Origin of the sequence: Oceanicaulis sp. LC35, assembly GCF_052055585.1 — a bacterium.
Classification (GTDB): Bacteria; Pseudomonadota; Alphaproteobacteria; order Caulobacterales; family Maricaulaceae; genus Oceanicaulis.
This window is the reverse complement of the sequence record NZ_CP170485.1, coordinates 1317656-1342629: the sequence shown is the minus strand read 5'-3', so window position 1 is coordinate 1342629 and position 24974 is coordinate 1317656. Positions and strand designations below refer to the sequence as shown.

Below are 24974 nucleotides of genomic sequence, written 5' to 3'. Positions count from 1 at the left end.
AGCCGAACCTCGCCGTGTTTGCGTGCCTAAACAAGTGGAGGCGGCGCCTAGAGGCTTCAAGCCTGCGGGTCAGTTCGGTGTGCAGCCGGATCGATCTGAAGGCCCAGACTAGTCTGTCAGGGTTGGGACTTTATGAAGCGGCTGACTGCGGCCCAGCCAATCGCACATGGCGCAGCAGCTCTTCATGGGTCGGCCAGTCATCCTCGAGACCACAATCGAGGCAGAAGGTCGCCCAGTCGGTTTGCTTGAGCAGGTCATGGAAGTCTTCTGGCGGGACCGGCCGACTGAACAGATAGCCCTGGAACTTCCAGCACCCCAGCCGGGTCAGCGTTTGAGCTTCTTCCGGGGTTTCCACCCCTTCCGCCAGCACTTCAAGGCGCAGCCCCGCCGCCAGTGAGACGATGGCCTGGGTGAGCATCTGTCGCTTGCTGTCCTGGTCGATGCCCGTGACGAAGGAGCGGTCAATCTTCACCAGATGCACCGGCACTGCAATCAGGGACGCGATCGAAGCGTGCCCGGTGCCGAAATCATCGAGCGCCAGACGGAAACCTGCATCCGCCAGGTCTTCAGTCGCCTTCCTGATCGCAGGCTTGCCGCCATCAATCAGGATCGACTCCATGAGTTCGATCATGACTTCGGAAGGGTCGATGTCTCTAGCTTGCGTCTCACGCTGCAAGGTCTCCAGGAACGAGACGTCCGAGAGCTTGTCGGCGGTGATGTTGAAACACAGATGCGGCAATTCCAGCCCATGTGCTTTCCACTGAACAAAGTGGTCGAGCGCCTGGGTCAGAATGGAGTTGTCGATCTTCTCCGTAAGCCTCGAGCGTTCCGATATCACAAGGAAGGTGGCGGGCGTCAGCAGTCCATGGATCGGGTGGCGCCAGCGCGCCAGGACTTCTGCGCCATAGACCTTGCCGGTCAGCGCATCCACCTGCACCTGATAGAACGGTTCAAACTGACCCGAAGCGATGGCCGGCTCCAGATCGCGCGTGAGAGACTGGACGAGCGCCTGACGAGAGCTCAGCGCCGTATCGTAGAAATGGACACGCCCCCGGCCATTGGTCTTGACCTCATAAAGCGCCAGGTCCGCTTCCAACAGCACATCATCAACCGACTTCTTCTCTCCGGCCCGAGCAAACGTAATCCCGATGCTGGCGCTGATCTGTGCCTGATAGCCCGCAATCATGACAGGCCTTGAGATCGTACGGATCAAATCTCGGGCCATCTCGAGCAGCGGTATCTGGGAATCGTCCTCGATGGGGACCAGCAGCACAAACTCGTCACCGCCGATACGGGTGGCCATGCCGCCCTCTCCCACGGCGCGGCTCAGAATGGCGCTCACCCGCCCCAGAACTTCATCTCCAGCCGCATGACCCAACGTGTCATTGACCCGCTTGAAGTGATCAAGATCCACATGAACCACCGCCAGACGCTCACCGGGGTGGCCGGCGACCAGTACGGTTTCCAGATGGCGTGCCAGTGCGCGACGGTTGGGCAGACCGGTCAGCGGATCAGTCAGCGCCAACTCCATGGCCGCATCCTTGGCCTCTTTCAGACGCGTCGCCATAGCCTGACTGTCCGCCAGCAAGGCGGATTGGGTCTTCATGACGTAAAGCAGGTCAACAGAGGGGTCGGCAGGTGAGAAGTCGCGCTCGGTCAGACCAAACAGATCAACGGCCTTGCTCAGATGCACGCCGAACGATGAGTTAAAAACGAACAGGTCCGGCGTGTTCGGCGTGGGACAAACATGCAGGCGCAGAACCAGAGGTTCTTGCGACCCTGGCGCCAGAAAATCGACAGACACACGTTCATTCAGAAAGTCGGTGATAGAGCGCGACTTTCTGAGTGAGCGCGGGCTTCGCACCCTGAACAGGTCAAAGAAGTTGAGCTCCACGGCAGTTTCACCGACGGCTTTTTTCAGAGCTGGCGCGAGATGCTCGATGCTCCCATCCGCAGTGACGAAACCGCCGAAGGGCAAAATTTGATCCAGAAACGCTGTTTGAGCGGGACTCGCCCTCATCGCATCACCCCACCAACCGGATGGTGAAGCTGGCGCGAGCGTCCTGAACGGCGGGCTCGGCGTCCTGAGAAAGTTCAATCGCCTGTCCGGTCTGCTCGGACAAACCACGAACGAGACCGATCACCATGGTTTCAAGGCCGTCGCGTTCACTCCAGTATCTGAGTGAAAAGAGGCCCTCTTCCAGCTCCACAAAATCGAAGGATGGCGGCTTGAGGTGAGGCATGGACAGCTTGATGCGCTCATGCAGCTCGTTCAGGCTGTCCAGACGTTCAAGCAGGTCATTGCCGCCAAACCGAAGCAGCTGCCCCACAGCGGTCTGCCCCGAATACTCGACCCAATAGGTCCCGAAGACTTCCAGCACCCGTTCGGGCGGCATGTCGTACTTGGCGGAAATGGTTTTGACGAGGTCATAGGTGACAGCGTCCGGATACGTCGCCATCGCTTCAAATTCATGATCGGACAAGCCCACTGCGTTGCAGATTTCCGACCAGTCTGTTTCGCCGAAGTTCTCAACGATAAAGGCTCTGACGCCCTGATTGACCATTCCGTACATGGCCGCCGCTTCTCCCGCCTGCAATTCAGACAGGATTGAGCGTTTGGCATAACAAACCGTGTCACAGCTGTGCAGCGCCGCGGCTTTAACGAGAAAGGGCCGGAGCATGCCGCTCCGGCCCTCTGTTCTTTCATCCATCCCGCAGGAACGGATCAGGCGCCCTGTTTGGGGGTCGCCGCCTCACCCTTGGACTTCGCGTAGATGTAAAGCGGGGTCGCATCGCCAGTCACGACTTCAGCGTTGACCACAACCTCTTCCACACCTTCAAGGCTGGGCAGGTCGAACATGGTGTCGAGCAGGATGCCCTCCATGATCGAACGCAGGCCCCGAGCACCGGTCTTGCGGTTGATCGCCTTCTCGGCGATGGCCGTCAGCGCGTCCTCGGTAAAGGACAGGCCCACGCCTTCCATCTCGAACAGGCGTTGATACTGCTTGACCAGAGCGTTCTTCGGTTCGGTCAGGATTTGCACGAGCGCCGCAACGTCGAGGTCTTCCAGCGTTGCGATGACCGGCAGACGCCCCACGAATTCCGGGATCAGACCGAACTTGGTCAGATCGTCCGGCTCGACCTCGGCCAGCACTTCACCCTGACGGCGAGCGTCCGGGTCACGCACATCGGCGCCAAAGCCGACGGCGGAGCCTTTGCCACGCTGGGAAATGATGCCTTCAAGGCCGGCAAACGCGCCGCCCACGATGAAGAGAATGTTGGTGGTGTCCACCTGCAGGAATTCCTGCTGGGGGTGCTTGCGGCCGCCCTGGGGCGGAACCGAAGCCACCGTGCCTTCCATGATCTTCAAAAGCGCCTGCTGGACGCCCTCGCCCGACACGTCACGCGTGATGGACGGGTTGTCGGACTTGCGGCTGATCTTGTCGATCTCGTCGATGTAGACGATGCCGCGCTGGGCGCGTTCGACATTGTAGTCCGCCGCCTGCAGCAGCTTGAGAACGATGTTCTCCACGTCCTCGCCCACATAACCGGCTTCGGTCAGCGTGGTGGCGTCGGCCATGGTGAAGGGCACGTCCAGAATGCGCGCCAGCGTCTGGGCCAGCAGCGTCTTGCCGCAGCCCGTCGGGCCGATCAGCAGAATGTTGGACTTGGACAGCTCCACATCGCCGTTCTGGCCGGCATGATTGAGGCGCTTGTAGTGGTTGTGCACCGCCACGGACAGCACGCGCTTGGCCTTGGCCTGGCCAATCACATAGTCCTGCAGGACCTGAAAGATCTCCTGCGGGCTGGGCACGCCCTCATTGGATTTCACGAGCGAGGTCTTGTTCTCCTCGCGGATGATGTCCATGCACAGCTCAACGCACTCATCGCAGATGAACACGGTCGGTCCTGCGATCAGCTTGCGGACCTCATGCTGGCTCTTGCCGCAGAAGGAGCAATACAGAGTGCTCTTTCCGTCGCCTGTGGTCGCCTTGGTCATGGCTGCTCCCGTCGGTCCCGCTGTGCGCCGTAGCGCGGTTGGTTCGCTGTGGCCTGAAAAGTCACCTTATAGCTCAAAAGTGACTCGGCCCTTTCCTGCAAGATCAAGGCCGGACCTTAGCGAAACGTTTCCATACCGCATGTGATCACAGCCAGAGGGGGTGGATCAAGCATGCAAAACCGCGCTGGCCGTCTCTGGCGCAGCGCGGCTTACATGCTCAGGACTGAGACAGCCCTGACTCGTTTCAGGACGCTTCAGCCCCGCCGCGCTTTTCGTACACATGGTCAATGAGGCCGAATTCCTTGGCTTCCATCGCATCCATGTAGAAGTCCCGATCGAGCGTTTTCTCGACTTTCTCGAGCGGCTGATCGGTGTGTTTGACGTAAATCTCGTTCATACGGCGCTTGATCTTGAGGATGTCCTCGCCGTGGCGCTCGATATCAGCTGTGGTGCCGCGGAACCCGCCCGACGGCTGGTGCAACATGATGCGCGCATTCGGCGTCGCAAAGCGCATGCCCTTGTCGCCAGCAGTCAGCAGCAGCGAACCCATAGACGCCGCCATGCCGACGCAAGCGGTCGCCACCGGGCAGCTGATGTACTGCATGGTGTCATAAATCGCGAGGCCCGCGCTGACCGAACCGCCCGGCGAATTGATGTACATCGCGATTTCCTTGTTCGGGTTTTCCGACTCAAGAAACAGCAGCTGGGCCACCATCAGGCTCGCCATATGGTCCTCAATGGGACCCGTGACGAAAACGATGCGTTCCTTCAGCAGGCGCGAATAGATGTCGTAGGCGCGTTCGCCCCGCGCACTTTGCTCGACCACCATGGGAACGAGGTTCATCATCACATCCTGCGGCTCACGCATAGCCAGCTCCTCAAGGAAAGCAGTGTTCGTCTAGGTCGGCCTGATTTGGCCATGGGTATGCACTGTGGCAAGGCCCGCGCCTGCACGCAAACCCTCAAATGCACAAGGCCCGGGCCTTTTCCCCTCATCTGAGAGGCAAGACCCGGGCCTTGATGGTCCCGATCAGGTTAAGGCGGGATTAGTCCTCGTCGGACTTTTCTGCCTTTTTCTTCGGAGCCGCCTTTTTCTTGGCCGGAGCCTTCTTCTTGGCGGGCTTTTTCGCTTCGGCGGCCGGAGCCTCATCGTCATCCGCAAACAGGGCTTCGCGATCGATCTCCTGATCGGTCACATCCGCCAGCTCGAGGATGTAGTCGACGACTTTCTCTTCGTAGATCGGCGCGCGCAGGGCCTGAATGGCGCCCGGGTTCTTCTGATAGAACTCGACCACTTCACGCTCACGACCCTGGAAGCGCTGTGCTTCCTGGTTCACGGCGCGAGCCAGCTCTTCCTGGGTGACGTCCACATTGGCCTTGCGACCGATTTCGGCCAGCACCAGACCCAGACGCACGCGGCGCTCGGCGATCTTGCGGTAATCGGCCTTCAGCTCGTCCTCGGACTTGTCCTTGTCCTCGTCATCGAGCTGATCGTTTTCGATCGCGTTCTTCACTTCACGCCAGATCTGCTCGAACTCCTGCTCAACCATCTTGGCCGGCAGATCGACAGAATCATGGGCGGAATCAAGCTCGTCCAGAAGCGAACGCTTGACCTTCATGCGAGAGGCCTGAGCGTGCTCGCTCTCAAAGCGCTTGGACAGGGCGTCTTTCAGCGCTTCCAGATCAGACAGGCCCAGGCGCTCGGCCAGGGAATCATCAATCTGGGTTTCGCCCGGCGCCTGAACTTCCTTCACCTCGGTGGCGAAGACAGCGTCCTTACCGGCAAGGTGGGCAGCCTGATACTCTTCCGGGAAGGTGACTTTGACATCGACCTTGTCGCCGGCTTTGGCGCCGACCAGCTGGTCTTCAAAGCCCGGGATGAACTGGCCAGAGCCCAGAACCAGCTCGGCGCCTTCAGCTGCGCCGCCCTGGAATTCTTCACCGTCGATGGAGCCGACGAAGTCGATCACGACCTTGTCGCCATCCGCGGCCTTGCCTTTTTTCTCTTCATAAGAGACGGCCTGCTTGGCCAGCTCTTCGAGGGCTTCATTGACCTGCTCGTCCGCGACCTTGGCGACCGGACGGGTCAGCTTCAGGGTCTTGGGATCGATCGTGTCGAATTCCGGCATGATCTCGAGGGATATCTCGAAAGAGAAGTCTGCGCCGTTTTTCAGAACGTCTTCAGGATCGGACTTCACGTCCACGGCCGGCTGGGACGCCGGACGGATCTTGCGCTCGTCCAGGGTGTCCTGGGTCGCTTGCGGGACCAGCTCCTGAAGAATGTCGCCCATGATCGAGGCGCCGAACATCTTGCGGATGTGGTTGGCGGGCACCTTGCCGGGGCGGAAGCCTTTCAGGCGCACTTCAGAGCGAATCTCTTCGATCTTGGCGGTCAGTTTGGCTTCGAGCTCCGACGCGGGCACGACAACCTCAAACGTGCGCGAGAGCCCTTCAGCGGATTTTTCAACTACGTTCATCTTGGCGAGGCCTTGTTAGAAAGCGGTCGCCGCCATGCACGGACACGCAAGAACGCGCCGGCGGCGGCCGGGAATGAGCGCGCGTTATGTCATGCAGAATTTGCAGACGCAACGCCCAGCGGCGGTGAATATGTGCAGCCCGACGCTCCGGCCCGTAAAAACCGGAACGAAGAGACCAGGCAGATGACGCCTTATCAGCATCATACCCGCTTCAACTCAATCAAAACTTCTGCGCCAACTCAGTGAGATTTCATTTCTGGAATCCCCGCTGACTTCAGACGCCAGTACAAGAGAGGGATTGAGACGCCATTCGATACGGGCCGATCCCAGCGCCTGGCCGACCCCGGATTCCAGTTCCAGATAGACATCCTCGGTCAATTGACGCCCGCCCAGAACCGTCACGGCGCCATCGGCGTTCTGGCGCACGTCCAGGCGATCCACGCCCAGCGCAGCGCGTACATCCGCCATCGCATCCAGCCAGCCCGCACCAGACAATTGCGCCGCAAGCTGTGAGGCCTGCAAGGCGCTGAGATCGGATACGCCCGACCCGAAGAGCAAGCGCGAGAGAATCTCGTCCTCGGGAAGAGACGGCGTGCTTTCAAAATGGACTTCAGGCGCCCGGACTGAACCCTCGACCCGTCCGATAACGGTCAGATCAGCAGCTTCGTGACGCCCTTCAATCGCGAGCCGGGTCTGATTGACCGGCCCGTCAAACGTCACGGTCCCGCTTGTCAGGTTGAACGGCGCGGTCAAAAGCGAGGCCTGCCCCGAAATCAGATTGGCCTGGCCGGACAGACTCGGACGGTTCGCCGTCCCGGTCACATGAACATCCGCCGACCATTCGCTGCTAAAGGCGCGGCTTGAGACCATCAGACGGTCATCCGCACGCAAATGGTAATCAAGCTCGATCCTGACAGGGCGGCGATAGGCCTGGTCCAGAACGTCAGGACGATTGAGTTCTTCCACCTCGATCTGGGGAATCGAGCTGCCGCCACCACCGGAAGGTCGGACATCCAGACGCTGGATGTCCGCTTCGCCCGTGAGCGTGACCACCCTCTGCTGCAGCGTAAAGTCGGCGAATCCTGAAGCGCCGCCAGAAAGCTCCGGTCGGTCTACAAGATACAACTGATTGAGCTCGATCCGGCCCTCGCCTTCCAGCCCTTCGGACGTCGCCCGGAACTCGGCCTGCGCCGTCGCGCCGCTCTTTCCGCCTTCCCCGACCTGCACGGACTGGATGATCAAGGCGCCATCGCGCCATCCGCCCTCGGCGCTGATCGGTTCGAACGTCCGTCCGGCGATCGCCGATTGCAGCGCGCCATCGCGGAAACGGACTTGCCCGGACGTATCGAGGCCATTGATCTCTGCATTGACGGACAGGATGCCGCGCAGAACCTCGCCTTCTGGCATGTAGAGCGCAGCGAGCACCGCCACGTCGCCGTTTACGCGCAGATCCCCTCGCCAGTCAGGCTCCAGGAGCGAACCAAGGCCGGTCATCTGGCCCTCACGTTCGAGATCGATCCCGATTTCCAGGTCGCTATCGGTGAAATCGCCTGAAATCTGAGACCCGGTTTGTTGAACCTCGAGCCGCATCTCACCGTTCAACGCGCCCAGCGCAGGCTCTGACGCAGAGGAAAGCCCGGATACACCGAGTGTGGACTGCCCCGTCCAGATCGTATCCTCGCGAATGAACCGGCCATCAAATGCGAGATCCCCCTCCGCCTGAGGCAAGCTCAGAAGCCCCATGACCAGATCGGCCGGGATCGCGCTCAACGCATACTGAAGCTCTGTGCTGTCTGAACCGCGCTGAAGCGCAAACTCCAGCCCGGCCCCGTCCAGAGCCAAGCGCGTTCGGGCGATCAGCTCCCCCGCTTCATATCTGATTTCAAGCGGTTGCGGTGAAGTCAGCGTCCGGTCCGTCACCTCTCCCGCAAAGTCCAGGGAGGTGCGCAGCCCCGCATCGCCGTAGGAGACCGGACCGCCAATCGCGATATGGAACGGTTCAGAGACAGCCCCGTCGGCATTGAGCTCGAATGTCAGCCCTTGCATGGGCCCGGAGAGACGGGCATCCATCGCGTTCAGCGTCACACCCGACATGCGGTAGCTTTCCAGCGAGGCGGAGAGGTCCAGATCACCCTCCATAAGCGCTTCGCGAGGCGCTGAATAATCCAGTGAGGCTGACCAAAGCTGGATCGCGCCATCCTGACGAGCCGCGAAACTGATAATCAGGGCGTCAGGCGTCAGCTGCGCTTCCCCCTCTACCGCGATATCAGCATACCGGCCGGACGCCATATCCAGACGGCCGGCGCCGTCATCCCAGCCAATATCCCCCGCGAGCGCCAGAGTGCGTTCGGAAGTTCGGGCATCGAAACGCCAGTCACCGACCAGACCGCCACTGGTCTGCGGGGCGATCTCCACGCGCAAGACAGGCGCCTCAAGCGTCACGCCCGCCAGATCCAGAGTATCCGCCTGGGCCTGAAGCTGTGCAGACAGCCCCTCATCGGCCTGATCGAGCCTGGCCGCACCGGCCACCACGCCCGACAAACCGCCCACACCAAGCCCCTCGACATTGACGGCATAGTCCAGCTGCCCCTGCCATGCGGGCTCCTGCGCATTGCGGCTTACGCCGCCGGTCACACGCAAATACCGCCCCTCAAGATCAAGATCGGAAACCTCAAAGCCGTCCGCGAACGCCACGCGCGCGTCTCCGGTGAGTCCCGTCGCAAGGGCGTAGGGTGCGCCTGCGCCCGAAAGCCCTTCTCCCTCCAGACGCAGCATGACGGCATCACCGCCGCCCTGCCCGGACACGGTCACAGGACCGGACAGGCCGTCCTGTAGCCGTCCCGCATCGTCGACAGCCAGGGTGAAACGGCCCTCAAAGTTTAACGGCGACAGGGCGATACCCCCGGACCCATCAAGTGAGACACCGGTTGAGCGAATACGCGCAGCATTCAAGCGGATGAGCTGATCAGGGCGGGCATAAACGCCATTGGCGGCAAAGTGCACGACATCACCCAGCGCGGCGCCGGCACGGGCGTTCGCCCACTGAACGGTCTGGCCTTCACCGTCCAGATCAAAGCTGTAGTCCTGATCCTGACGCCCCAAGGCGAACCGGGCGTTCACGACATCAGCCGCGAGCTGAGGGTGACTGACCCCCTCAGCGATGACATCGCCTGACAGCCACTGCGCCTGATCGTCAGGGTTCAGCCGAGCGTCGAACAGGGCGCTCCGCACCGAGACGGCCTCCGGCAAGAGCAGGGCGAGCCCCTGTTCGTTCAGCGTGCCTTCAATATCTATCTGTGGGGTCACAGAGCGGCTGACACGGATATCCCCCGCAGCGCTTGTGAAGCGCAGTTCACCGGTGCGCGGCTCAAGCTCACCCTGACCGGACAACCGACCGCCAGAGAGAAGGGATTGAACGGTGGACGGCAAGGCCGGCCAGGCTTGTGCATTTGTATCCGCATCCAGCCTCCACGAACCGTCCCGCCAACGCCCCTGCCCTTCGATCCCGACCTGATCTGACACGGTAAAGACAAAGTCCGCCTCACCGGATTGCCGATCACCTTCAACTGCGGCCCGCAGCGAAAAGCCGCGCCCCTCGGTGTAGGCCAGTTGAGCCAACGGGCTATCCGCCTCCACAAGAACGGAAAGCTCCCCCTCCATCACCCCTTCGGCGCTTCTAGTGAATGCGGCGATCAGCTGGTCAGAGGCGCCGTCCGTACGGACGAGCTCCGCCGTGACAGTCTGTCCCTGCCGGGCCGCACTCACCAGAGAGGCGTGCGCGCGCATCGTAACGCGCTCACCCAGTACAGGCGCATCGAGCACGAGCTCGGACACGCCGAGCTGGTTCAGGCGAACCCCGCGCGAGCTTCCACCGCTCGAGGCGGAGCCCCGTTCCAGCTCGGGCCGTCGCAGAACCCTCAAGCTATCCGCAACAACAGATTCGATATGGATAGAGGATCCCAGAAGTGACGGCGCCCGCCATGAGACATGCACGCCCTCGGCCTCGAGCCATATTCCCTCTTCATCCGACAGGGTCAGTCGCTCGATCCTGAAATCCGAGAGAATGTCGCCTTCCAGCCCGGACAGGCCAACCGTACCGATCGCGCTGATAGTGCGACCATCAACTAGCTGGCTGACAAGGGCTCGGCCCGGTCCCTGCGTCAGGGCGAAGAGCCCCCCCGCAAGAAGCAGAGCGATGCCGAGAACGATTGCGCAGGCAAGGCGGAGATAACCGGAAGCACGCATCAGAACGCCTCTCCCAGCCCGATATAGAGCTGTATCTCGGCATCTGTGGAATCAGGATCCAGCGGGGTCGCGATATCAAGCCGTAAAGGCGCAAAGTCGAGATAGTATCGAAGGCCCACGCCGACCGCGCTCCGGACAGCGCCGAAATCAGGTGTTTCATCCCGTCCGGCCGCAGCGGAATCCACAAATAACACCCCACCCCACCGGCGGGAGCGCCGCCAGCGCAGTTCAAGACTGGATTCAACGATAGACCGGCCGCCGATCAGGTCCCCCTCTTCATTGCGTGGGGATAGCGACTGGTAGTCATAACCGCGCGCCGAACCGCCACCGCCTGCAAAGAAGCGTTGTTCTGGAGGAAGGGTCTCGAGCGGAGCTCCGACGAGTCCCCCGGCCCGCAAGCGACCGGCGATGATCAGAGAGGATGTCAGCCTTTGATAGGTGCGCCCTTCCCCGATGGTCCTGAAATAGGTGGATGACGCGTCTCCCGCCAGAACGGTGGGCGATACCTCCAGCGACACAAGATTGCCCTGTGTTGGCGCAATGGCACTGTCACGCTGGTCCCAGACTGCGCCCACGGAGACAGAGCCAGTGTAGACATTGAGGTCCAAAGTCTCGTTCTCACTGTGGGAGACGCTCAGATCCCCTCCGACAGAGACGCTCAGCGCATCTGTGATCGGTCGGGACACCCGCGCACCGACACCGACTTCAAGCAAATCATAAGCGTCTGTTTCTTCAGTCTGGGCCCTCGCCTCCAGGGTCAGCGCCTGCCCCAGACGTCGCCAGTGCGGTGCGCTCAGCTCCACCTGAAGGCCGCTCTGCACGGTCGCCAGGTTCAGGTTCACGTCCAGCGTCTCGTCACCGCCAAACAGATTACGGCGCCGGTACGCTCCGCTCACACCCACGCCTTCGCTCGTGGACAGGCTGAAGCCCGCTTCAGCCACATGGCGCGGCGCGGGCGAGGCGGAAACCAGCACGCCCCGTTGCTCTGGCTGGCTGGCCCCTGTCGGCTCGGCTAGCGTTACAGCTGCACTGGAAATGCTCTCAAGCGCTTCCAGCCGTCCTTCAAAAGTACGCATTTCAGCTGCACTGACGCGCTCTCCCGGCTGAAAGGGCGAGAGGCGACGGACGAAGCTCTCACGCCAGCGATCTGTCTCCAGAGAAATTTCCCCGTAAAGACTTTCTACGCCCGCATCATAGACAAACAGGGCTTCGCCACTGGCGTCCGCATGATCAACAGTGACCGTGCGGTCTTCCAGCCGGGCGTCTGGCCAGCCTGAGTTTCTGAGCACGCGCAGGCCTTCGGTCTCCGCCTCAAGGACATCCTCCGCACGGACCGGGTCTCCGACTGAAATCGGCAGAGACCGCATCACGACGTCCCGGGCCGCCTGCTGTTGCCCGGCGCGTACATCCACCGCCGTGAAATGGAATTGCTCACCCGGCGTCACCTGGAAGACAGGGGCGTCATCGCTTTGGTCAACGATAACGCGCGCCGTGTAATAACCTTCCGATCTCAGATACCGAACAAGCTGGTCAGCCGAAGCGCGCGTATTGGCGCTTCCTGACTTTGAGCGCTCATCAATCAGAGACTGGAGAGCATTGGCGAGCGTCGGGTTCTGCACGTCTTTCAGATTGACGGTCTGCGCCTGAGCGGTGGCGGTGCTTGCGGCTATCGCCATGAGGACAAACGCCCGAAGTGCGGCCATCGAAAACTCAGTTCACCTAATACGCACGAAGAAGAGCGGCGGAGCATACGCTTCGCCGCCTAGATACCGTATTCGTCCCAATCATGGCCAAAAAACAACCGGCCCTGATTTCAATCCCCTTTGAGCCCCCCGGTCTCAAATCGGATTTCGCCGTCACCGAACTGGATCTCGACCGTATCAGATTGAGCTTCCTGCCAAATCAGTGTCGCCAGGGTGGCGATCAGCACCAGAATTATTGCTACGCCGATCAGGACAACAGGGCTTGGTTTTTGATTTTTCATCTCCTGCTCCATCGCTTCTCGTGCTTCAAACGCGCATCCGGCCCTGTGGTTCCAAAAAAATTGGAACCCGCTGATCATTCCCGCGTTTGTCGCGCATGAAGACAATTGCTCTGATTACCTACGGTCGCAGCCTGATGGCGCTGACCATGGCGGAATCCGTCCACCCGATCGTAGACCGGGTCGTCGGACTGGACACGATCGGGCTGACAGCCCTCTCATTTTCAAAGTACTGCGACGAGACCCGCACGGTCTGCGAACCTTCCGAGGGGCGCAAATACGCCAAGGACATCGCCGCTATCTGTGAGGAGTTTCCTGACGCCACAGTCCTGGTCATGCCCGGCTTTGAGGATATGGAAACCCTGGCGCGCCATCGCAGCGAACTGCCCTCCAACGCCAGGCTGGCGGCCCCGGAAGAGCGCTCGATCGAGCAGGTCACGCCCAAACACCATTTTGCAAAGCTGGTTAAAGAGCATGACATCAATGCGCCCCGGACAGAACTTTTTGAAACGGAGGAAGAAGCGCGCAACGGACCGGATATGGACTTTCCGGTCCTCATGAAGCCCAGCCGCGGCGCGGGCGGGCGCGGGATCTCCAAGGTTCAGGATAAGAAGGCCTATGAGGCCTATCTGAAACAGCGTGGCGACCAATATCCGCTTCTGGCCCAGTCGCTGGAAACCGGAGAGGATTATTGCGTCAGCGCCTTGGCGCATAACAGCGAAGTGCTCGTCCTGTCCGCCTACACCAATCTTGAGAACCAACCCCGCGAAGCCGGCGCCGGAGTGGTGCGGGAAACCGTTTCCACCGAAGCGTTCGAGGACGACATCCGCAAGATCGCGAAAGCAACCGGTTGGACCGGTGTCTTCGAGACCGATTTCATGTGGAGCGGCGATCCGGCAGACACTCCCGTCGTTATTGAGGTCAATGCGCGCTTCTGGGCAGGTTTGCGCCACTCCACGCTGAGCGGCGTGGACTATGCGAGGCTTCTTGCAGAATTGACGCTGTATGGCGAGTTGAAGTCCGAACCGGGCATGCCGGAGATCGGCTACCGTTCACAAGTTCCCCTCGCCTGGATCCCCTCAGCCGTGGATGGGGCTTTCAGCGAAAGCGAATACGCCAATCAACTGTCGGAAAGCTGGGACCGTCTTAAGAATGCTGATGGCTTCAGCCTGAAGAATTTCGGTCGGTTCATCACATCGTTGTCAGACGCTAAAGCCGCCAAGGAAGCGCTGGAGGATGTCACACACCGGGTGATGGACCGCTCGGCGCTGGACGTGGACTTGCTGGCGAAGGATGACCCGGCGGCCGCTTTGGGCGCACTGTTCATCGTTTCCCATCTGATGAAATTCGGCGAACTCCCTCCCGAAGTCAGCTTTGACTCCATGAGTTCATGAGCCGGCCGGTAATCGCATATGTGACGGCCCCCAAAGGCGATCATCTGCTATCAGCCCTGGTGTGGTTCGTGATTTCGATCTCGGGCGGCAAACCCCGGCGCCTGCGCCATGAGCCGACATCAGGAGAACGCCGTTTCGACGGATTGATCCTGATGGGCGGGCTCGACATCCACCCCAGCCGTTATGACGCCAGCATCGAGGTCGAAAGCCGGTTTGACCCTGAACGTGATGCTTTGGAAATCAGCTGGCTCCAACACGCCCGGGACCATGACCTTCCCGTAATGGGAATTTGTCGCGGCCTGCAGATGCTCAACGTGTTTTATGGCGGAGACCTGCATCAGAAACTTGATGCGGAGCTGACCCAGAACTGGCCGAACGGCCCTCTTGGATACACATTCTTTCGCAAGCCGGTCACGCTGCAGGGCGAGAGCCTTTTGTCACAAGCCGTCAGCCCGGCCAATACGGTCATGGTCAACAGCCTTCACCGCCGCGCCGTCCGGAAGATTGCACCGGACTTTCACGCCACGGCCTGCGGGGAGCGAGGCGGCGTTCAGGCCATTGAAGCAGATCACACGCCTTTACGGATGGGCGTGCAGTTTCATCCCGAATTGCTGGTATACAGGTCAGATATGAGACGACTGTTCCGGCGCTTCATCAAGGCATGCGCCCAATGAAAACGGCCCCGTCCAAGACGGGGCCGTTTCCAATTCAGGCCAGGAAGAGCCTAGTTGCGGTTGTTTTCAGCCGTATCTTCAATCGCATCGCCGGCTTCTTCAATGTCCCGGCCAGCCCCTGCAATCGTATTGCAGCCCGTCAGGATCAGAGTGGTCACGGCCAGAGCGCAAAGCATAGCGTACTTCATATCAGCCTCCTCAATTATGGCTCTTATCAAACGCTTCGCTTCGAAAGAAGTTCCCGGTTCTTCAGTTCTTTTCTTCACCAACCTGCAGGATGAAATCCATACCGCCTTCTGCATTTCGTTCAGACCAGGTCTCCCCTTCAACCTGCATCGCGAAGGCTTCCATGAGAGACGATCCGGTGCCTTGTGACGCCGTCTCGGACATCCCCACACCATCATCACTAACCCTCAAGGTCAGATCATCGGCGGAGCTGGCTTTAAGCGATATGAGCACGCGCCCCGACTTGCGCCCTTCAAAAGCGTGCTTGTACGCATTCGTGACAGCCTCGGTGACGAACAGAGCGATTGGCACAGCGGTATCGGGCTCGAACGACACATCATCGCACTCAGCCTGAACACTGATGGACCGTGAGCCATCATCACTGACCTGCTGCAGGTTCATCGCCAGTTCGGCCAGGAAGCCCGGCATGTGAACGGCTCGCAGGTCATCCGCTTCATAAAGGGATCTGTGAACCAACGAGAGCGCATTGATGCGACGCCGGGCCTCCATGAGCGCTGCGCGCCCTTCCCCGTCCGACATACGGCCCGCCTGAAGATTGAGAAGACTTACAATGATCTGCAGGTTGTTTTTCACGCGGTGGTGGATCTCGCGCAATAGCGCGCCACGTTGCTCGACCGCAGCCTCCAGCTCGCTATGCTGCTCCTCGAGAGAAGCGGCCATTTCGGCCATGGTTTCCGCAAGTCCCCGGATTTCACGCGGTGCGTTGCGCGCCCGAACCGGAATGACATCCAGACGTCCGCTGCCATATACGGCTGCGATGCGACGAAGATAGCCCAACCAGCGCAGTACGTAATGGTCCACCGCAAGCCAGACGCTGGCCAGAGCCAGTGCGTACATCAGCAAAGGCACGAGGAATGTCGCCGCAACAGAGATCAGCCCCCACTGCGCCGCGGGCGCCGGTGAGACCAGCATTAGCGCCAGCTGTTGATCGACAAGAGGCGTAATGACGGCCGGCGTCAGATGACCATCAATTCTCACCTGAACAGGCTCCGGCCTGGTCACATCCAGAACGGTCCGGAGCAGTTCGTCCTCAAGATCGATCGCCACAGGCTTGAGTATGCGTTCGGTATCAACTTCACGCGCCTCTTCAGGTGTCAGCAAGATAACCTGGCTGCCCTCATCCATCGCATTGTCGATGAGAATCCGCGAGGCCTGCAGAACATCAATGGCCGCAGCGGCAGCCCCGCGGAACTCCGGGTCCTGCCCGAGGCGAGACGCCACCACCAGAATTGGACGACGTGAAACACGACCAAGCTGAACACCGGACACCGATTGCTCCGAGCCGTCCTGCAAGCGCTGGTACCAACGCTCATCAACCATGCTCAGGTTCTGCGCATCATCAAGCGCAGAGCAGATGATTTCACCATCCGGATTGGTCAGCGCGATATTCGTCAGAACGCTATCGCCACTGGCGATTTGCGCCATGGCCCGACTGCACCCGCCCGGCGCGCTCATGAAAGCAAAGCCGCGGGTCGATACAGCGTCGATAACGCCTTGCGCGCGAGAAATAGATTCATTGAGCTCGGAGGCTGCGAGCGCACCCAGGATGATCATGCGATCCCGCTGGACGCGCTGCTCTTCACGGGCCTCGCTCCAGGTTTGCGCCATGGCGATCAGCAAAAGCGGGAACAGCGCCACAGCCAGAACCAGGGCCAGCACAAATCGCAACCGCCCGGTCATCTCCCCACGCGCTCTGAATGGCATGTTCAGCGCGCCTGTTCCGCCAGGTCGCTGACCTGATCAAGCAACGTATCAACTGCATCCGAGGCTGCGATGCCGTCGGAATTGGCCTTTGCCGCCGGCCCCGCCTTCATGATGCCCTCAAGCGCCAGACGGGCGCGTGACACCCGGCTTTTCACCGTACCTATCGCACAGCCGCAAATCTCGGCGGCTTCTTCGTAGGAGTAACCGCCTGCTCCGACCAGGATCAGAGCTTCGCGCTGATCATCGGGCAGCTCATGCAGCCCCCGACGCAATTCATCCAGCGCAACAATCTGCTCCTGGTTATCCACTGCAGGCAGCGTACGCTCGGCAAGCTCCTGATCCCATTCCGCCTGTCGCCAGGACCGGCGCTTGTCGGAGTAGAACTGGTTGCGCACAATCGTGAGAACCCAAGCGCGAAAATTCGTGCCGGCCTTGAACTTGTCGCGCGCTGACCACGCCTTCATCATGGCGTCCTGCGCCAGATCATCCGCACTGGCGGCATCACCGGTCAGACTTCGTGCAAAAGCGCGCATGTGAGGGATGGCGTCAGTGAGTTCCTGCCGGAACTGCGATTGCGTCATCATTTCGGACGGCGACAAGCCGGTAGTTTCAGAACCGACCTTACTCACGGGCGCCACCTTTCTGTCCGCCACGTTTTGCTTCGCCTTCTTCAAGACGGTCAAGCAAATCGGCGAAATCGTCCGGAACCCCTTCATCCAGCACGGAATCAAACATATGCCTTAAACCTTGGCCAATGTTTTCCTGCTGCTTGCGGGTCCGCTGCACAAGGGACGGATCCGGGGCGCCGCGTGCGCCATTCTTGTCCTCAGACATTGCCATTCTTAGTCGCCATTCTCATGTCAGTTCGGTCTGGCCAGTACGGCCGATTTGTATAAAGAACGCCGTCAGACGGATCGGGTTCCGAAAAAAGACAAATTTTTTTGGAACCCTTTCTTCAGTCGGTCGTTAGCTATCGACACAGTTTTGTGGGGAGAGCCCAAAATGAGTTTTGTTTCTGCTATTCGCGCACACATTCCCTATTTGCGCAGATACGCGCGCATTCTGACCGGTTCACAACAAAGCGGCGATGCTCATGTGAGAGCCTGCCTTGAAGCAGCGGTTGAAGGGAATGAAGAGCTGGGCAAGGACCTGCCTCCCCAGGTCGCACTCTTCCAGCTGTTTCATGCCTGCTGGAGCCCGGAACTGGACACCAGCGATGTCGATGGGGACGCAAGCCCGCTCTCTCATGTGACCCCGAAAGCTCGTCAGGTAATGCTGCTGACCTCCGTCGAAGGCTTCTCGATCGAGGATGTGGCCAAGATCCTGCGTATTGACGACACGGAAGCCCAATCCCTGCTGGTCTCCGCCCAGCAGGAACTCAATGCAGGTCTGGCGACCCGTGTGATGATTATCGAGGATGAGCCGGTTATCGCACTGGATCTTCGCGCCATCGTCGAGAACGCGGGCCACACCGTGACCGGCGTCGCCCGTACGCGCGATCAGGCCGTTGCCCTGGCTCAGAAATCACCTCCAGGCCTTGTGCTCGCCGATATCCAGCTGGCCGATGACAGCTCCGGCATTGATGCCGTGAAGGACATTCTGGACGAGATGAATGTTCCGGTGATCTTCATCACCGCCTATCCCGAGCGTCTGTTGACCGGTGAAAAACCCGAGCCCACCTATCTGGTGACCAAACCTTTCATGCCTGAAACGGTTTCAGCCACGATCAGCCAGGCACTGTTCTTCTTTGAACGCAAACCGGTCGCTGCCGAATAAAGCACCCGCTCTCCCGAAAAGAGCGTCATGGCTCCGCCATGGCGCTCTTTTTTTGTTTGCGCCATAGCAAAAGCACTCAAATTTTAGCCGCAATATAATCATGAAAAAGACTATCAATTTCATGGAACACTTCTCCTCGACCAACGTTTCTTGATTGCGTTCGACTTGATCGCTAGCAAGAAGGAGAGACGTTATGTTGAACAAGCTGATGCTGACCACCTCGATCGCTCTGATTTCCACCACTGCGCTGGCCACTGCCCAGGCGCAGGAAGCCGAGATGCACACCGAAGTGGAAACGAGCGCAGAAGCTGAAATGACCACCTCTATGGTCAAGGCCTCCGACATTGTCGGCTCGGATCTGGAGTACGCTGACGGCGCTTCCTCGATCACCGACATCCGCATGAATGATTCCGGCGACCCCGAAGCGCTGATCATTTCTCGCGGCGGTTTCCTGGGCCTCTTCGATGAAGAAGTCGCGGTGTCCACTGTGGCGGCGACCATCACCCATGACGCTGAAGGCGAACTGGTTGTGACCGCGTCCCTGACCGATGCACAGCTGGACGACGCCGAAGCCATTCAGGACAGCCCGTTTGTGGTTTCCATCGAAGATCAACGTGAAGACGGCGACCTGTTCTATAGCGACCTGACGGGCGCTGCGATCCTCAATGAAGCTGGCGAAACCATCGCCCATCTTGAGGACGTGAAATTCACCCTCGAAGGCGAAAGCGAATATGCCATCATCCGCGATGGCGGCTTCCTGGGCCTTGGCGGTGAAGTGGGCCTCGTCGACTTTGACGAGCTCGAGCTGGCCTACACCGCTGAATCGGGCTGGACCGTCACCTCTGACATGACGTCTGACGATGTCCGCGTCATGGAAGAGACCCCGGTGAACACCGGCGCCTATCTTGACGGCCGCTAGGCCATAAGGGGACTGACCAACCCCAAAAACTGGGGGCGCGCTTCGGCGCGCCCCCTTTTTTGCATGTCTCAACCTGCGCCAAGTTTCGGATTCGGGATAACCTCGCCATGGCAGTCAGCCCAGCGGCGCCAGGCGGATACAGCGCTCTTGTCGTCTATGACTGATCCGCTAACGAAGCTCTGAGACACTGAAGCACAGTCGGTCAAACCTGACTGGAGCTGGAGCGCCCCCTCTCTCCAGCCTTCGCACACGACCTACTGTCAGGCCCTCAAGGCTTCGAAACAGGCCATGCTTCAAGAGATAACGGTTTCAGCCCCTCGGACATAAAGAAGCCGCCCTCAAATCGAGGGCGGCTTCAAAAAGACTGCGGAAGGCGGTCAGGGGGAGGGTGAACCTTCGCAGTATGGGGTCGTCAATCATCCCGGAGGGGGGCCGGGATATCTCACTAACGCCCCGCGCTGGCAGAGGTTCCGGTGAAACTTCCCGGGTTAGTCGATTTCTTCATGCACCTGACCATAGGCGAGACCCGCGAACAGTGCGGCGCCGCCAAGCGTATTGCCGAGCAGGACGGGCAGGATGAAGCCCAGCCCCTCACCCACGCCCCAGATGCCGGCGACGATCAGCACCGTCGTCTCGACCGTGCCTGCTACGATGTGTGGAAAGCCGCCCGCCCCGACGAGATAGGTGACGATGAACACGGCTCCCAGCTTCTCGTAGGGCAAGCCCGGCAATGACCAGGCCATGAGCCCGATCAGGAATCCGGCCGGCAAGGCTGATACGAAATTGCCCAGAGCATCCCTGTGCGTGATGTGTGACGAGGCCGTCACCATCGCCTCGAACAGATCCGGCTCTGTCACGTAACTGAGCACGGCGCCAATCGCGATCGCGCCAACCAGATTGCCAAACAGCACAATCGCCCAGAGCCGCCCCAGAAGACGCACAGAGCGCCAACGGCGGTTCTTGGTGACAGGCAGCACGGCCGTCAGCGTGTTCTCGGTAAAAAGCTGCATACGCGCCATGGCGATCAGCAGGAAACCTGCCGGATAGCCCACGGCGATCGCCAGTGAACTCCAGGAAGCCTCGCCGACCGCTTTCTCGATCGCGCCCATCAGCAAGACGGAAGCCCCCATGGCCAGACCGGCCGTGAGGGCTGAGTAGAGCAGAGAACTCGAAGGGCGTAGAAGCTCCTCCTTGCCGGTCTCTGCAATGACGGAATAGAGGGTTTTAGACGCAATTTCGCTGCGCGCCGCAAGGCGTTTGGCGCGCAGCTCATGATCCGATTTTTTCGACAAGGGCAGACCCTTTATTTGGAAAGCGCAAACCTGGACAAGGTCTCCATGGCCAGTTTTGGTTTTCGCGCCAGGAGCGCTCCGAACCCCATAAGGGTCGCGGTTGTTTGCAAAGGCTTACGCTTCATGGCCAATTCAACGAGCGCCAGGGGCGACGCTGAACTGGACGGTTTTTCAGAAGGCGGCTCTTTGCGGTTGGCTTTCCATAAAAGGATTGCTGCGGCGATCGAGCCAATACAGGCATAGATAGCGCCGATCAGCGCACTGGCCACCCAGGGGGAGAACTGGGCTGACGCCCAGCTCCACCCCGCATGGGTGGCGAACACCAAGCCGATGATCGGGCCAATCAGCGCGATGGGTATCAGCAGAGCGTTCACGACCGGCTCCCTAGCGGCGCATCAACAGAGCGCCGATGAAGCCTGCGCCAATGGCGGCGCCACAAGCGCCCAGCGGATTCTCGCGAATAAGTTCGCGAAGCTGGTCAGGGGCTTCCTCGGCCGCTTCAAGACCGTCCTCGAAAACGGATTTGCCGGCCTTGACGCCATTCTCTCCGCTCTGCTGAACGACCTTGGACAGATCGCCCACCAGCTGGTTCATATCCTCGCGCAGAGAATCCAGATCAGCTTTGAGTTCTTCAGTCGTGACTTCGGGTTTAGCAGCGGCGCGTGCCATGGTGCTCTCCTTTCTGAAGTATAGGGCTGGGCGATCTTTGCGTCTTATCGAGACGGTTCGTCCGTGGCGTCATCCATCGCGTCTTCGGCGTCATCCACGGCTTCATCCATCTCTTCGCCAGCGTTTTCGAACGTGTCCTGGTCTTCACCCGTCACGTTCTCGACGGCTTCATCCATGTCTTCGCCAGCGTTCTCAGCGGGGCCATCCGAACATGCGACGGCGGTCAGCAGGAACGGAGCGGCGAACAGAGGTGCGAACTTTTTCATGATTTCAATCCTTTTGGGTTTTGTTGAGTAGGAGAGCGGCGGGGCGAGCCCCACCGCTTTCATATGGTCGCCTCAGGGTCAGACCCGGGGGGCTCGACCACGCAGCGCGCCGAACAGAAGCGACACTACGAAGAGAACCAGGAAGACGAAAAACAGCACTTGCGCGATAGACGCTGCGCCAGCTGCAATGCCGCCAAAACCGAACAGGGCTGCGATCAGGGCGACGACGAAAAATCCAAGGGCCAGTCTCAGCATGGGTTTGCTCCGTGAGTTTCAATCAGGCTCACAACAAACGCCCCGCAATCAAACAGGTTCCAGAAAATTTCAAAACCACTGCAAAAGTTTTCGCCTATATATAAAGCATACAATAGCCGACATCCGCACCACGCCCGTATTTCCCGGGCCACTCCAAGTCTCTGATGCGAGATTGAGGAACTTTATACACTCCACTGCGGAACCTTTTTCACATCTGATGTGTTTTATCGGCCCGCAACATGATGGAGATTGATAATGAGCAGCGCCGCTCTTGCTTCCAAAACCGCTCAATTTGATCAAAAAGCCGGCATTCAGCCTGAAGACCGCGCCAAGATCGCGGGCGAGCTGGGCAAGGTCCTGGCTGACAGCTACATGCTCTTCATCAAGACGCAGGGCGTGCACTGGAACGTCGTCGGCCCGACCTTCTACAGCCTGCACAAGCTGACTGAAGAGCACTACGAGAACCTGCACGCCGCCATTGACGAGATCGCCGAGCGCATCCGCGCCCTGGGTGAAAAAGCGCCGGCGTCCTACCGCAAGTATGGCGAGCTGTCCGACATTCAGGACTACGATCTCGAGCAGTCCGCCGAAGCGCATGTGAGAATGCTGATCGATGACCACCGCACCGCCGTGAAATCCATGCGGGACGCCATCGAATGGTGCGAGGACAAGAAGGACTTCGTGACCGCTGACATGCTCATCGAGCGCATGAGCTGGCATGAAGAGGCGATCTGGATGCTCAACTCGATCATCGCCGACAAATAAGCGCTGAATGCTTTGGAAAGGCGGGCTCTCGGGCCCGCTTTTTCATATGGGGAAAGACGATGAGCCAACCACAGGATTCTGCAGCTTCAGAAGCCCTCACCGCCATGGAGGCCAACGTCCAGAGTGTGGTTGAACAGGGCCGGACTGCGATCTCCGTGCTGATGGACTGGATCTCGGAAGACACCCAGGCCGTCACACTCGCCCTCGCCATCACCCTCGGTGTCGCAGTTGCGGCCATGATCATCAAATGGGGCGTCTCCCTTGCCCGTCAGCGGGTGGACAAGGGCAGCCTCGCCTATGTGGTCCTGGGGGCTGCGGACCGGCTTTCCGCCATGACCTTCCTTGTCATCGGCGCCGCCATCGGGATGGGCGCGACCGGCGCCCCCGCCCCCGTTGTGGATGCGATCCTCTATGTGCTGGGCCTGATCCTGATCATTCAGATCGCCGCCATCATACGCGGCCTCCTGGTGGATCTGGTCCAGCGGCGTGCGCTGAAACGCTCGGACAATCGCAGTGCGGTCTGGAATGGCATCGCCATCATCAAATGGGCGATCAGCACTTTCATCTGGTCCGCCGCCCTGCTGCTGGTGCTCGACAATGCCGGCGTAGACATCACGGCCCTGATTGCTGGCCTCGGTATTGGCGGCATTGCGATTGGCCTGGCGGCTCAGGGTCTGTTCAGCGATCTGTTCGCCGGAATTTCCATCCTGTTTGACAAGCCCTTCCAGCGCGACGACTTCATCGAGTTCGGCGATTTTCTGGGCACGGTCAGCAAGATCGGTTTGAAGACAACCCGCCTGCGCTCACTGTCCGGCGAGGAAGTCATCATCCGCAACACCAATCTGCTGGACGAGACGATCCGCAATTATCAGCGCCTCGACGAGCGGCGCTGGCTGTTCCAGATCGGCGTCACCTACCAGACCGGCGCAGACCAGCTCGACAGGATTCCGGACTGGGTCAAAGCCATTATCGATGACACTGAACAGGTTCGCTTTGAACGCGCCCATTTCGCCCGGTTTGGCGATAGCGCGCTTGAGTTCGAAATCGTCTGTCACGCCCAGAGCATGGACTATGAGGTCTATATGGATGTCCGCCACAAGGTGAACGTCGCTCTGGTGCGCAAGTTCGCCGAGGAAGGCGTGGAGTTCGCCTATCCGACACGCACCCTGATGGTCGCGCGGGCGGACGGCAGAGTGATTGACCCCACTCCAGCCCCATCCCCCGAACCCGAAAAAGGAGACGCCTGATGACCAGGGATCATGGCCCTTCAATCAAGGATGACGACACTTATGAGGCGCTGCGTGAGGACGGCGCCTCCAAATCCAAGGCCGCCCGGATCGCCAACGCCCAGGCCAGCAATGATGACAGCGCGGCGAAGGGCGGACGCCAGAAACCCTACGAGGAATGGACCAAGGATGAGCTCTATGAACGCGCCCGGGAGATCGGCGTAGATGGCCGGTCTGACATGAACAAGGACCAGCTGATCGAGGCCCTGCGGGACGGTCAGTAATCATCACACTCCGTCATTCGCCTACACAATATTGGGAACGTCTCTGCTTGCTACGCGTTGTCCCAACAGGCTGATGTAAGGAGGACTGCATGTTCGTGACGACCGCTTTATTGCTGACCTTGCAAACTGCGACCGCAGCGGATGTGAACGTCCTCCGTCCCGCTCAGGCGCCGGACGCCATCTTGCGCAACTTCACCGATCAGCTTCACGCAGAATTCGGCGATACGAGCCAGAGCAGCTGGTCCATCCCACTGGGTGGCGAACACAGCCCGTCCCTGATCCCGATGATTTCCGCCCAGAACGAAAGCCGCAATGACAGTGACGAGCTGTCCGCGCTTGGCGTGGGTCTGGAGCTGGAGACCAACCCGCTCGCATTCCGGTCCATCAGCCGGTTGAGCCTGATTGTCTCCTATGACCAGGAGACAGTGATCATGCGCCCGGGCGGCGGCGGCGTCAGCGCCCTCACCCGTGTCGCCGGCGAAGTGGGCGTGGCCGACGGCTTTGCCGGCATCGGCATGTCCCTGAATGAGCACGGCGCAGTCACGGCCGGTTATATCCGCCAGGAGCGCAAGATCCGGTTTGGCGAGAACAGCTGGGAAGCGGAATCCAGCTTTGTCGGACTGACCTATCGGCAAGCCTGGTAATCACACCAGATCGATATTTTCCCAATAAAAACAGACTTTGACGCCCTGTCGCGATTTGCTCGCGGCAGGGCGCTTTTCATGAACCGCACCCGCTTGCCCGACTCACTAATCCTTCACGAATCGGGAACCCGGTCCGGGCTGGGACGTTTCATGGACA

General features: G+C 59.9%; 25 protein-coding genes. 8 read left to right on the top strand and 17 right to left on the bottom strand.

The window, feature by feature from the left end; genetic code table 11:
• Positions 1-130: 130 nt before the first annotated feature.
• From ACFELO_RS06320 to ACFELO_RS06285, 8 genes are all read right to left on the bottom strand, one after another.
• Positions 131-2020, bottom strand: coding sequence for a putative bifunctional diguanylate cyclase/phosphodiesterase (locus tag ACFELO_RS06320; protein WP_440959697.1), 1890 nt, complete (start codon positions 2018-2020; stop codon positions 131-133).
• Positions 2021-2024: 4 nt separating this feature from the next.
• On the bottom strand, positions 2025-2681 hold the full coding sequence (locus ACFELO_RS06315) for a heme NO-binding domain-containing protein (RefSeq protein WP_440959696.1): 657 nt from the start codon (positions 2679-2681) through the stop codon (positions 2025-2027).
• 44 nt (positions 2682-2725) lie between these two features.
• Positions 2726-4000: an ATP-dependent Clp protease ATP-binding subunit ClpX gene (clpX, locus tag ACFELO_RS06310; protein ID WP_009801001.1), complete on the bottom strand. Its 1275-nt coding sequence runs from the start codon at positions 3998-4000 to the stop codon at positions 2726-2728.
• Positions 4001-4244: 244 nt separating this feature from the next.
• Entirely contained in the window at positions 4245-4868 is a 624-nt protein-coding gene (locus tag ACFELO_RS06305; protein WP_440959695.1) for an ATP-dependent Clp protease proteolytic subunit, read from the bottom strand.
• Between the two features lie 178 nt (positions 4869-5046).
• Entirely contained in the window at positions 5047-6477 is a 1431-nt protein-coding gene (tig, locus tag ACFELO_RS06300; RefSeq protein WP_440959694.1) for a trigger factor, read from the bottom strand.
• 216 nt (positions 6478-6693) lie between these two features.
• The gene (locus tag ACFELO_RS06295; RefSeq protein WP_440959693.1) at positions 6694-10722 is read right to left on the bottom strand and encodes a translocation/assembly module TamB domain-containing protein; all 4029 of its coding nucleotides are present in this window, start codon (positions 10720-10722) and stop codon (positions 6694-6696) included.
• Positions 10722-12398: an autotransporter assembly complex protein TamA gene (locus ACFELO_RS06290; protein ID WP_440959692.1), complete on the bottom strand. Its 1677-nt coding sequence runs from the start codon at positions 12396-12398 to the stop codon at positions 10722-10724. Before ACFELO_RS06290 ends, ACFELO_RS06295 begins: the two co-directional genes overlap by 1 nt.
• A gap of 137 nt (positions 12399-12535) precedes the next feature.
• Positions 12536-12706, bottom strand: coding sequence for a hypothetical protein (locus tag ACFELO_RS06285; RefSeq protein WP_440959691.1), 171 nt, complete (start codon positions 12704-12706; stop codon positions 12536-12538).
• Positions 12707-12801: 95 nt separating this feature from the next.
• Here ACFELO_RS06285 and ACFELO_RS06280 point away from each other — a divergent pair, with 95 nt between their 5' ends.
• Together ACFELO_RS06280 and ACFELO_RS06275 are read left to right on the top strand one after the other, a co-directional pair.
• Complete coding sequence (locus ACFELO_RS06280) at positions 12802-14097, top strand: ATP-grasp domain-containing protein (protein ID WP_440959690.1); 1296 nt, start codon at positions 12802-12804, stop codon at positions 14095-14097.
• On the top strand, positions 14094-14771 hold the full coding sequence (locus ACFELO_RS06275; protein ID WP_440959689.1) for a gamma-glutamyl-gamma-aminobutyrate hydrolase family protein: 678 nt from the start codon (positions 14094-14096) through the stop codon (positions 14769-14771). The genes ACFELO_RS06280 and ACFELO_RS06275 overlap by 4 nt, the downstream gene beginning before the upstream one ends.
• Positions 14772-14821: 50 nt before the next feature.
• Here ACFELO_RS06275 and ACFELO_RS06270 read toward each other — a convergent pair whose 3' ends face one another.
• The 4 genes from ACFELO_RS06270 to ACFELO_RS06255 all read right to left on the bottom strand — a co-directional run bounded on the left by ACFELO_RS06270 (position 14822) and on the right by ACFELO_RS06255 (position 17555).
• Positions 14822-14959 (bottom strand): entericidin A/B family lipoprotein, encoded by a 138-nt coding sequence (locus tag ACFELO_RS06270; RefSeq protein ID WP_440959688.1) that lies wholly within the window; start codon positions 14957-14959, stop codon positions 14822-14824.
• A 61-nt stretch (positions 14960-15020) separates the two neighbouring features.
• The gene (locus ACFELO_RS06265) at positions 15021-16442 is read right to left on the bottom strand and encodes a sensor histidine kinase (protein ID WP_440959687.1); all 1422 of its coding nucleotides are present in this window, start codon (positions 16440-16442) and stop codon (positions 15021-15023) included.
• A 281-nt stretch (positions 16443-16723) separates the two neighbouring features.
• A complete protein-coding gene (locus ACFELO_RS06260) occupies positions 16724-17305 on the bottom strand; it encodes a sigma-70 family RNA polymerase sigma factor (protein ID WP_440959901.1) in 582 nt (193 codons plus the stop codon).
• A 37-nt stretch (positions 17306-17342) separates the two neighbouring features.
• Positions 17343-17555, bottom strand: coding sequence for a NepR family anti-sigma factor (locus ACFELO_RS06255; protein WP_440959686.1), 213 nt, complete (start codon positions 17553-17555; stop codon positions 17343-17345).
• A 168-nt stretch (positions 17556-17723) separates the two neighbouring features.
• On the opposite strand from ACFELO_RS06255, the gene ACFELO_RS06250 reads away from it, so the two are divergent.
• Entirely contained in the window at positions 17724-18497 is a 774-nt protein-coding gene (locus ACFELO_RS06250; RefSeq protein ID WP_440959685.1) for a response regulator, read from the top strand.
• A gap of 193 nt (positions 18498-18690) precedes the next feature.
• Positions 18691-19416: a PRC-barrel domain-containing protein gene (locus tag ACFELO_RS06245; RefSeq protein ID WP_440959684.1), complete on the top strand. Its 726-nt coding sequence runs from the start codon at positions 18691-18693 to the stop codon at positions 19414-19416.
• Between the two features lie 488 nt (positions 19417-19904).
• Here the strand turns inward: ACFELO_RS06245 and ACFELO_RS06240 are convergent, their stop codons facing one another.
• The 5 genes from ACFELO_RS06240 to ACFELO_RS06220 form a co-directional block, all read right to left on the bottom strand.
• Positions 19905-20708 (bottom strand): formate/nitrite transporter family protein, encoded by an 804-nt coding sequence (locus tag ACFELO_RS06240; protein ID WP_440959683.1) that lies wholly within the window; start codon positions 20706-20708, stop codon positions 19905-19907.
• Positions 20709-20719: 11 nt separating this feature from the next.
• Entirely contained in the window at positions 20720-21082 is a 363-nt protein-coding gene (locus tag ACFELO_RS06235; protein ID WP_440959682.1) for a hypothetical protein, read from the bottom strand.
• Between the two features lie 10 nt (positions 21083-21092).
• A complete protein-coding gene (locus ACFELO_RS06230; protein WP_440959681.1) occupies positions 21093-21377 on the bottom strand; it encodes a hypothetical protein in 285 nt (94 codons plus the stop codon).
• A 44-nt stretch (positions 21378-21421) separates the two neighbouring features.
• Positions 21422-21643, bottom strand: a complete 222-nt coding sequence (locus tag ACFELO_RS06225; protein ID WP_440959680.1) for a hypothetical protein — start codon at positions 21641-21643, stop codon at positions 21422-21424.
• Between the two features lie 78 nt (positions 21644-21721).
• Positions 21722-21898, bottom strand: a complete 177-nt coding sequence (locus ACFELO_RS06220) for a DUF1328 family protein (protein WP_440959679.1) — start codon at positions 21896-21898, stop codon at positions 21722-21724.
• A gap of 255 nt (positions 21899-22153) precedes the next feature.
• On the opposite strand from ACFELO_RS06220, the gene ACFELO_RS06215 reads away from it, so the two are divergent.
• The 4 genes from ACFELO_RS06215 (at position 22154) to ACFELO_RS06200 (ending at position 24817) form a co-directional block, all read left to right on the top strand.
• Complete coding sequence (locus tag ACFELO_RS06215; RefSeq protein WP_440959678.1) at positions 22154-22663, top strand: Dps family protein; 510 nt, start codon at positions 22154-22156, stop codon at positions 22661-22663.
• Positions 22664-22722: 59 nt separating this feature from the next.
• Positions 22723-23910 (top strand): mechanosensitive ion channel family protein, encoded by a 1188-nt coding sequence (locus ACFELO_RS06210; RefSeq protein ID WP_440959677.1) that lies wholly within the window; start codon positions 22723-22725, stop codon positions 23908-23910.
• On the top strand, positions 23910-24173 hold the full coding sequence (locus ACFELO_RS06205) for a Rho termination factor N-terminal domain-containing protein (RefSeq protein ID WP_440959676.1): 264 nt from the start codon (positions 23910-23912) through the stop codon (positions 24171-24173). The genes ACFELO_RS06210 and ACFELO_RS06205 overlap by 1 nt, the downstream gene beginning before the upstream one ends.
• An 89-nt stretch (positions 24174-24262) precedes the next feature.
• The gene (locus ACFELO_RS06200; RefSeq protein ID WP_440959675.1) at positions 24263-24817 is read left to right on the top strand and encodes a hypothetical protein; all 555 of its coding nucleotides are present in this window, start codon (positions 24263-24265) and stop codon (positions 24815-24817) included.
• Positions 24818-24974 lie beyond the last annotated feature (157 nt).

Bases quoted from the DNA above. Each gene is read 5' to 3' on its own strand.
- ACFELO_RS06320 (WP_440959697.1), bottom strand. From the start codon at position 2,020: ATGAGGGCGAGTCCCGCTCAAACAGCGTTTCTGGATCAAATTTTGCCC.
- ACFELO_RS06315 (WP_440959696.1), bottom strand. From the start codon at position 2,681: ATGCTCCGGCCCTTTCTCGTTAAAGCCGCGGCGCTGCACAGCTGTGAC.
- clpX (WP_009801001.1), bottom strand. From the start codon at position 4,000: ATGACCAAGGCGACCACAGGCGACGGAAAGAGCACTCTGTATTGCTCC.
- ACFELO_RS06305 (WP_440959695.1), bottom strand. From the start codon at position 4,868: ATGCGTGAGCCGCAGGATGTGATGATGAACCTCGTTCCCATGGTGGTC.
- tig (WP_440959694.1), bottom strand. From the start codon at position 6,477: ATGAACGTAGTTGAAAAATCCGCTGAAGGGCTCTCGCGCACGTTTGAG.
- ACFELO_RS06295 (WP_440959693.1), bottom strand. From the start codon at position 10,722: ATGCGTGCTTCCGGTTATCTCCGCCTTGCCTGCGCAATCGTTCTCGGC.
- ACFELO_RS06290 (WP_440959692.1), bottom strand. From the start codon at position 12,398: ATGGCGATAGCCGCAAGCACCGCCACCGCTCAGGCGCAGACCGTCAAT.
- ACFELO_RS06285 (WP_440959691.1), bottom strand. From the start codon at position 12,706: ATGAAAAATCAAAAACCAAGCCCTGTTGTCCTGATCGGCGTAGCAATA.
- ACFELO_RS06280 (WP_440959690.1), top strand. From the start codon at position 12,802: ATGAAGACAATTGCTCTGATTACCTACGGTCGCAGCCTGATGGCGCTG.
- ACFELO_RS06275 (WP_440959689.1), top strand. From the start codon at position 14,094: ATGAGCCGGCCGGTAATCGCATATGTGACGGCCCCCAAAGGCGATCAT.
- ACFELO_RS06270 (WP_440959688.1), bottom strand. From the start codon at position 14,959: ATGAAGTACGCTATGCTTTGCGCTCTGGCCGTGACCACTCTGATCCTG.
- ACFELO_RS06265 (WP_440959687.1), bottom strand. From the start codon at position 16,442: ATGGCGCAAATCGCCAGTGGCGATAGCGTTCTGACGAATATCGCGCTG.
- ACFELO_RS06260 (WP_440959901.1), bottom strand. From the start codon at position 17,305: ATGATGACGCAATCGCAGTTCCGGCAGGAACTCACTGACGCCATCCCT.
- ACFELO_RS06255 (WP_440959686.1), bottom strand. From the start codon at position 17,555: ATGTCTGAGGACAAGAATGGCGCACGCGGCGCCCCGGATCCGTCCCTT.
- ACFELO_RS06250 (WP_440959685.1), top strand. From the start codon at position 17,724: ATGAGTTTTGTTTCTGCTATTCGCGCACACATTCCCTATTTGCGCAGA.
- ACFELO_RS06245 (WP_440959684.1), top strand. From the start codon at position 18,691: ATGTTGAACAAGCTGATGCTGACCACCTCGATCGCTCTGATTTCCACC.
- ACFELO_RS06230 (WP_440959681.1), bottom strand. From the start codon at position 21,377: ATGGCACGCGCCGCTGCTAAACCCGAAGTCACGACTGAAGAACTCAAA.
- ACFELO_RS06225 (WP_440959680.1), bottom strand. From the start codon at position 21,643: ATGAAAAAGTTCGCACCTCTGTTCGCCGCTCCGTTCCTGCTGACCGCC.
- ACFELO_RS06220 (WP_440959679.1), bottom strand. From the start codon at position 21,898: ATGCTGAGACTGGCCCTTGGATTTTTCGTCGTCGCCCTGATCGCAGCC.
- ACFELO_RS06215 (WP_440959678.1), top strand. From the start codon at position 22,154: ATGAGCAGCGCCGCTCTTGCTTCCAAAACCGCTCAATTTGATCAAAAA.
- ACFELO_RS06210 (WP_440959677.1), top strand. From the start codon at position 22,723: ATGAGCCAACCACAGGATTCTGCAGCTTCAGAAGCCCTCACCGCCATG.
- ACFELO_RS06205 (WP_440959676.1), top strand. From the start codon at position 23,910: ATGACCAGGGATCATGGCCCTTCAATCAAGGATGACGACACTTATGAG.
- ACFELO_RS06200 (WP_440959675.1), top strand. From the start codon at position 24,263: ATGTTCGTGACGACCGCTTTATTGCTGACCTTGCAAACTGCGACCGCA.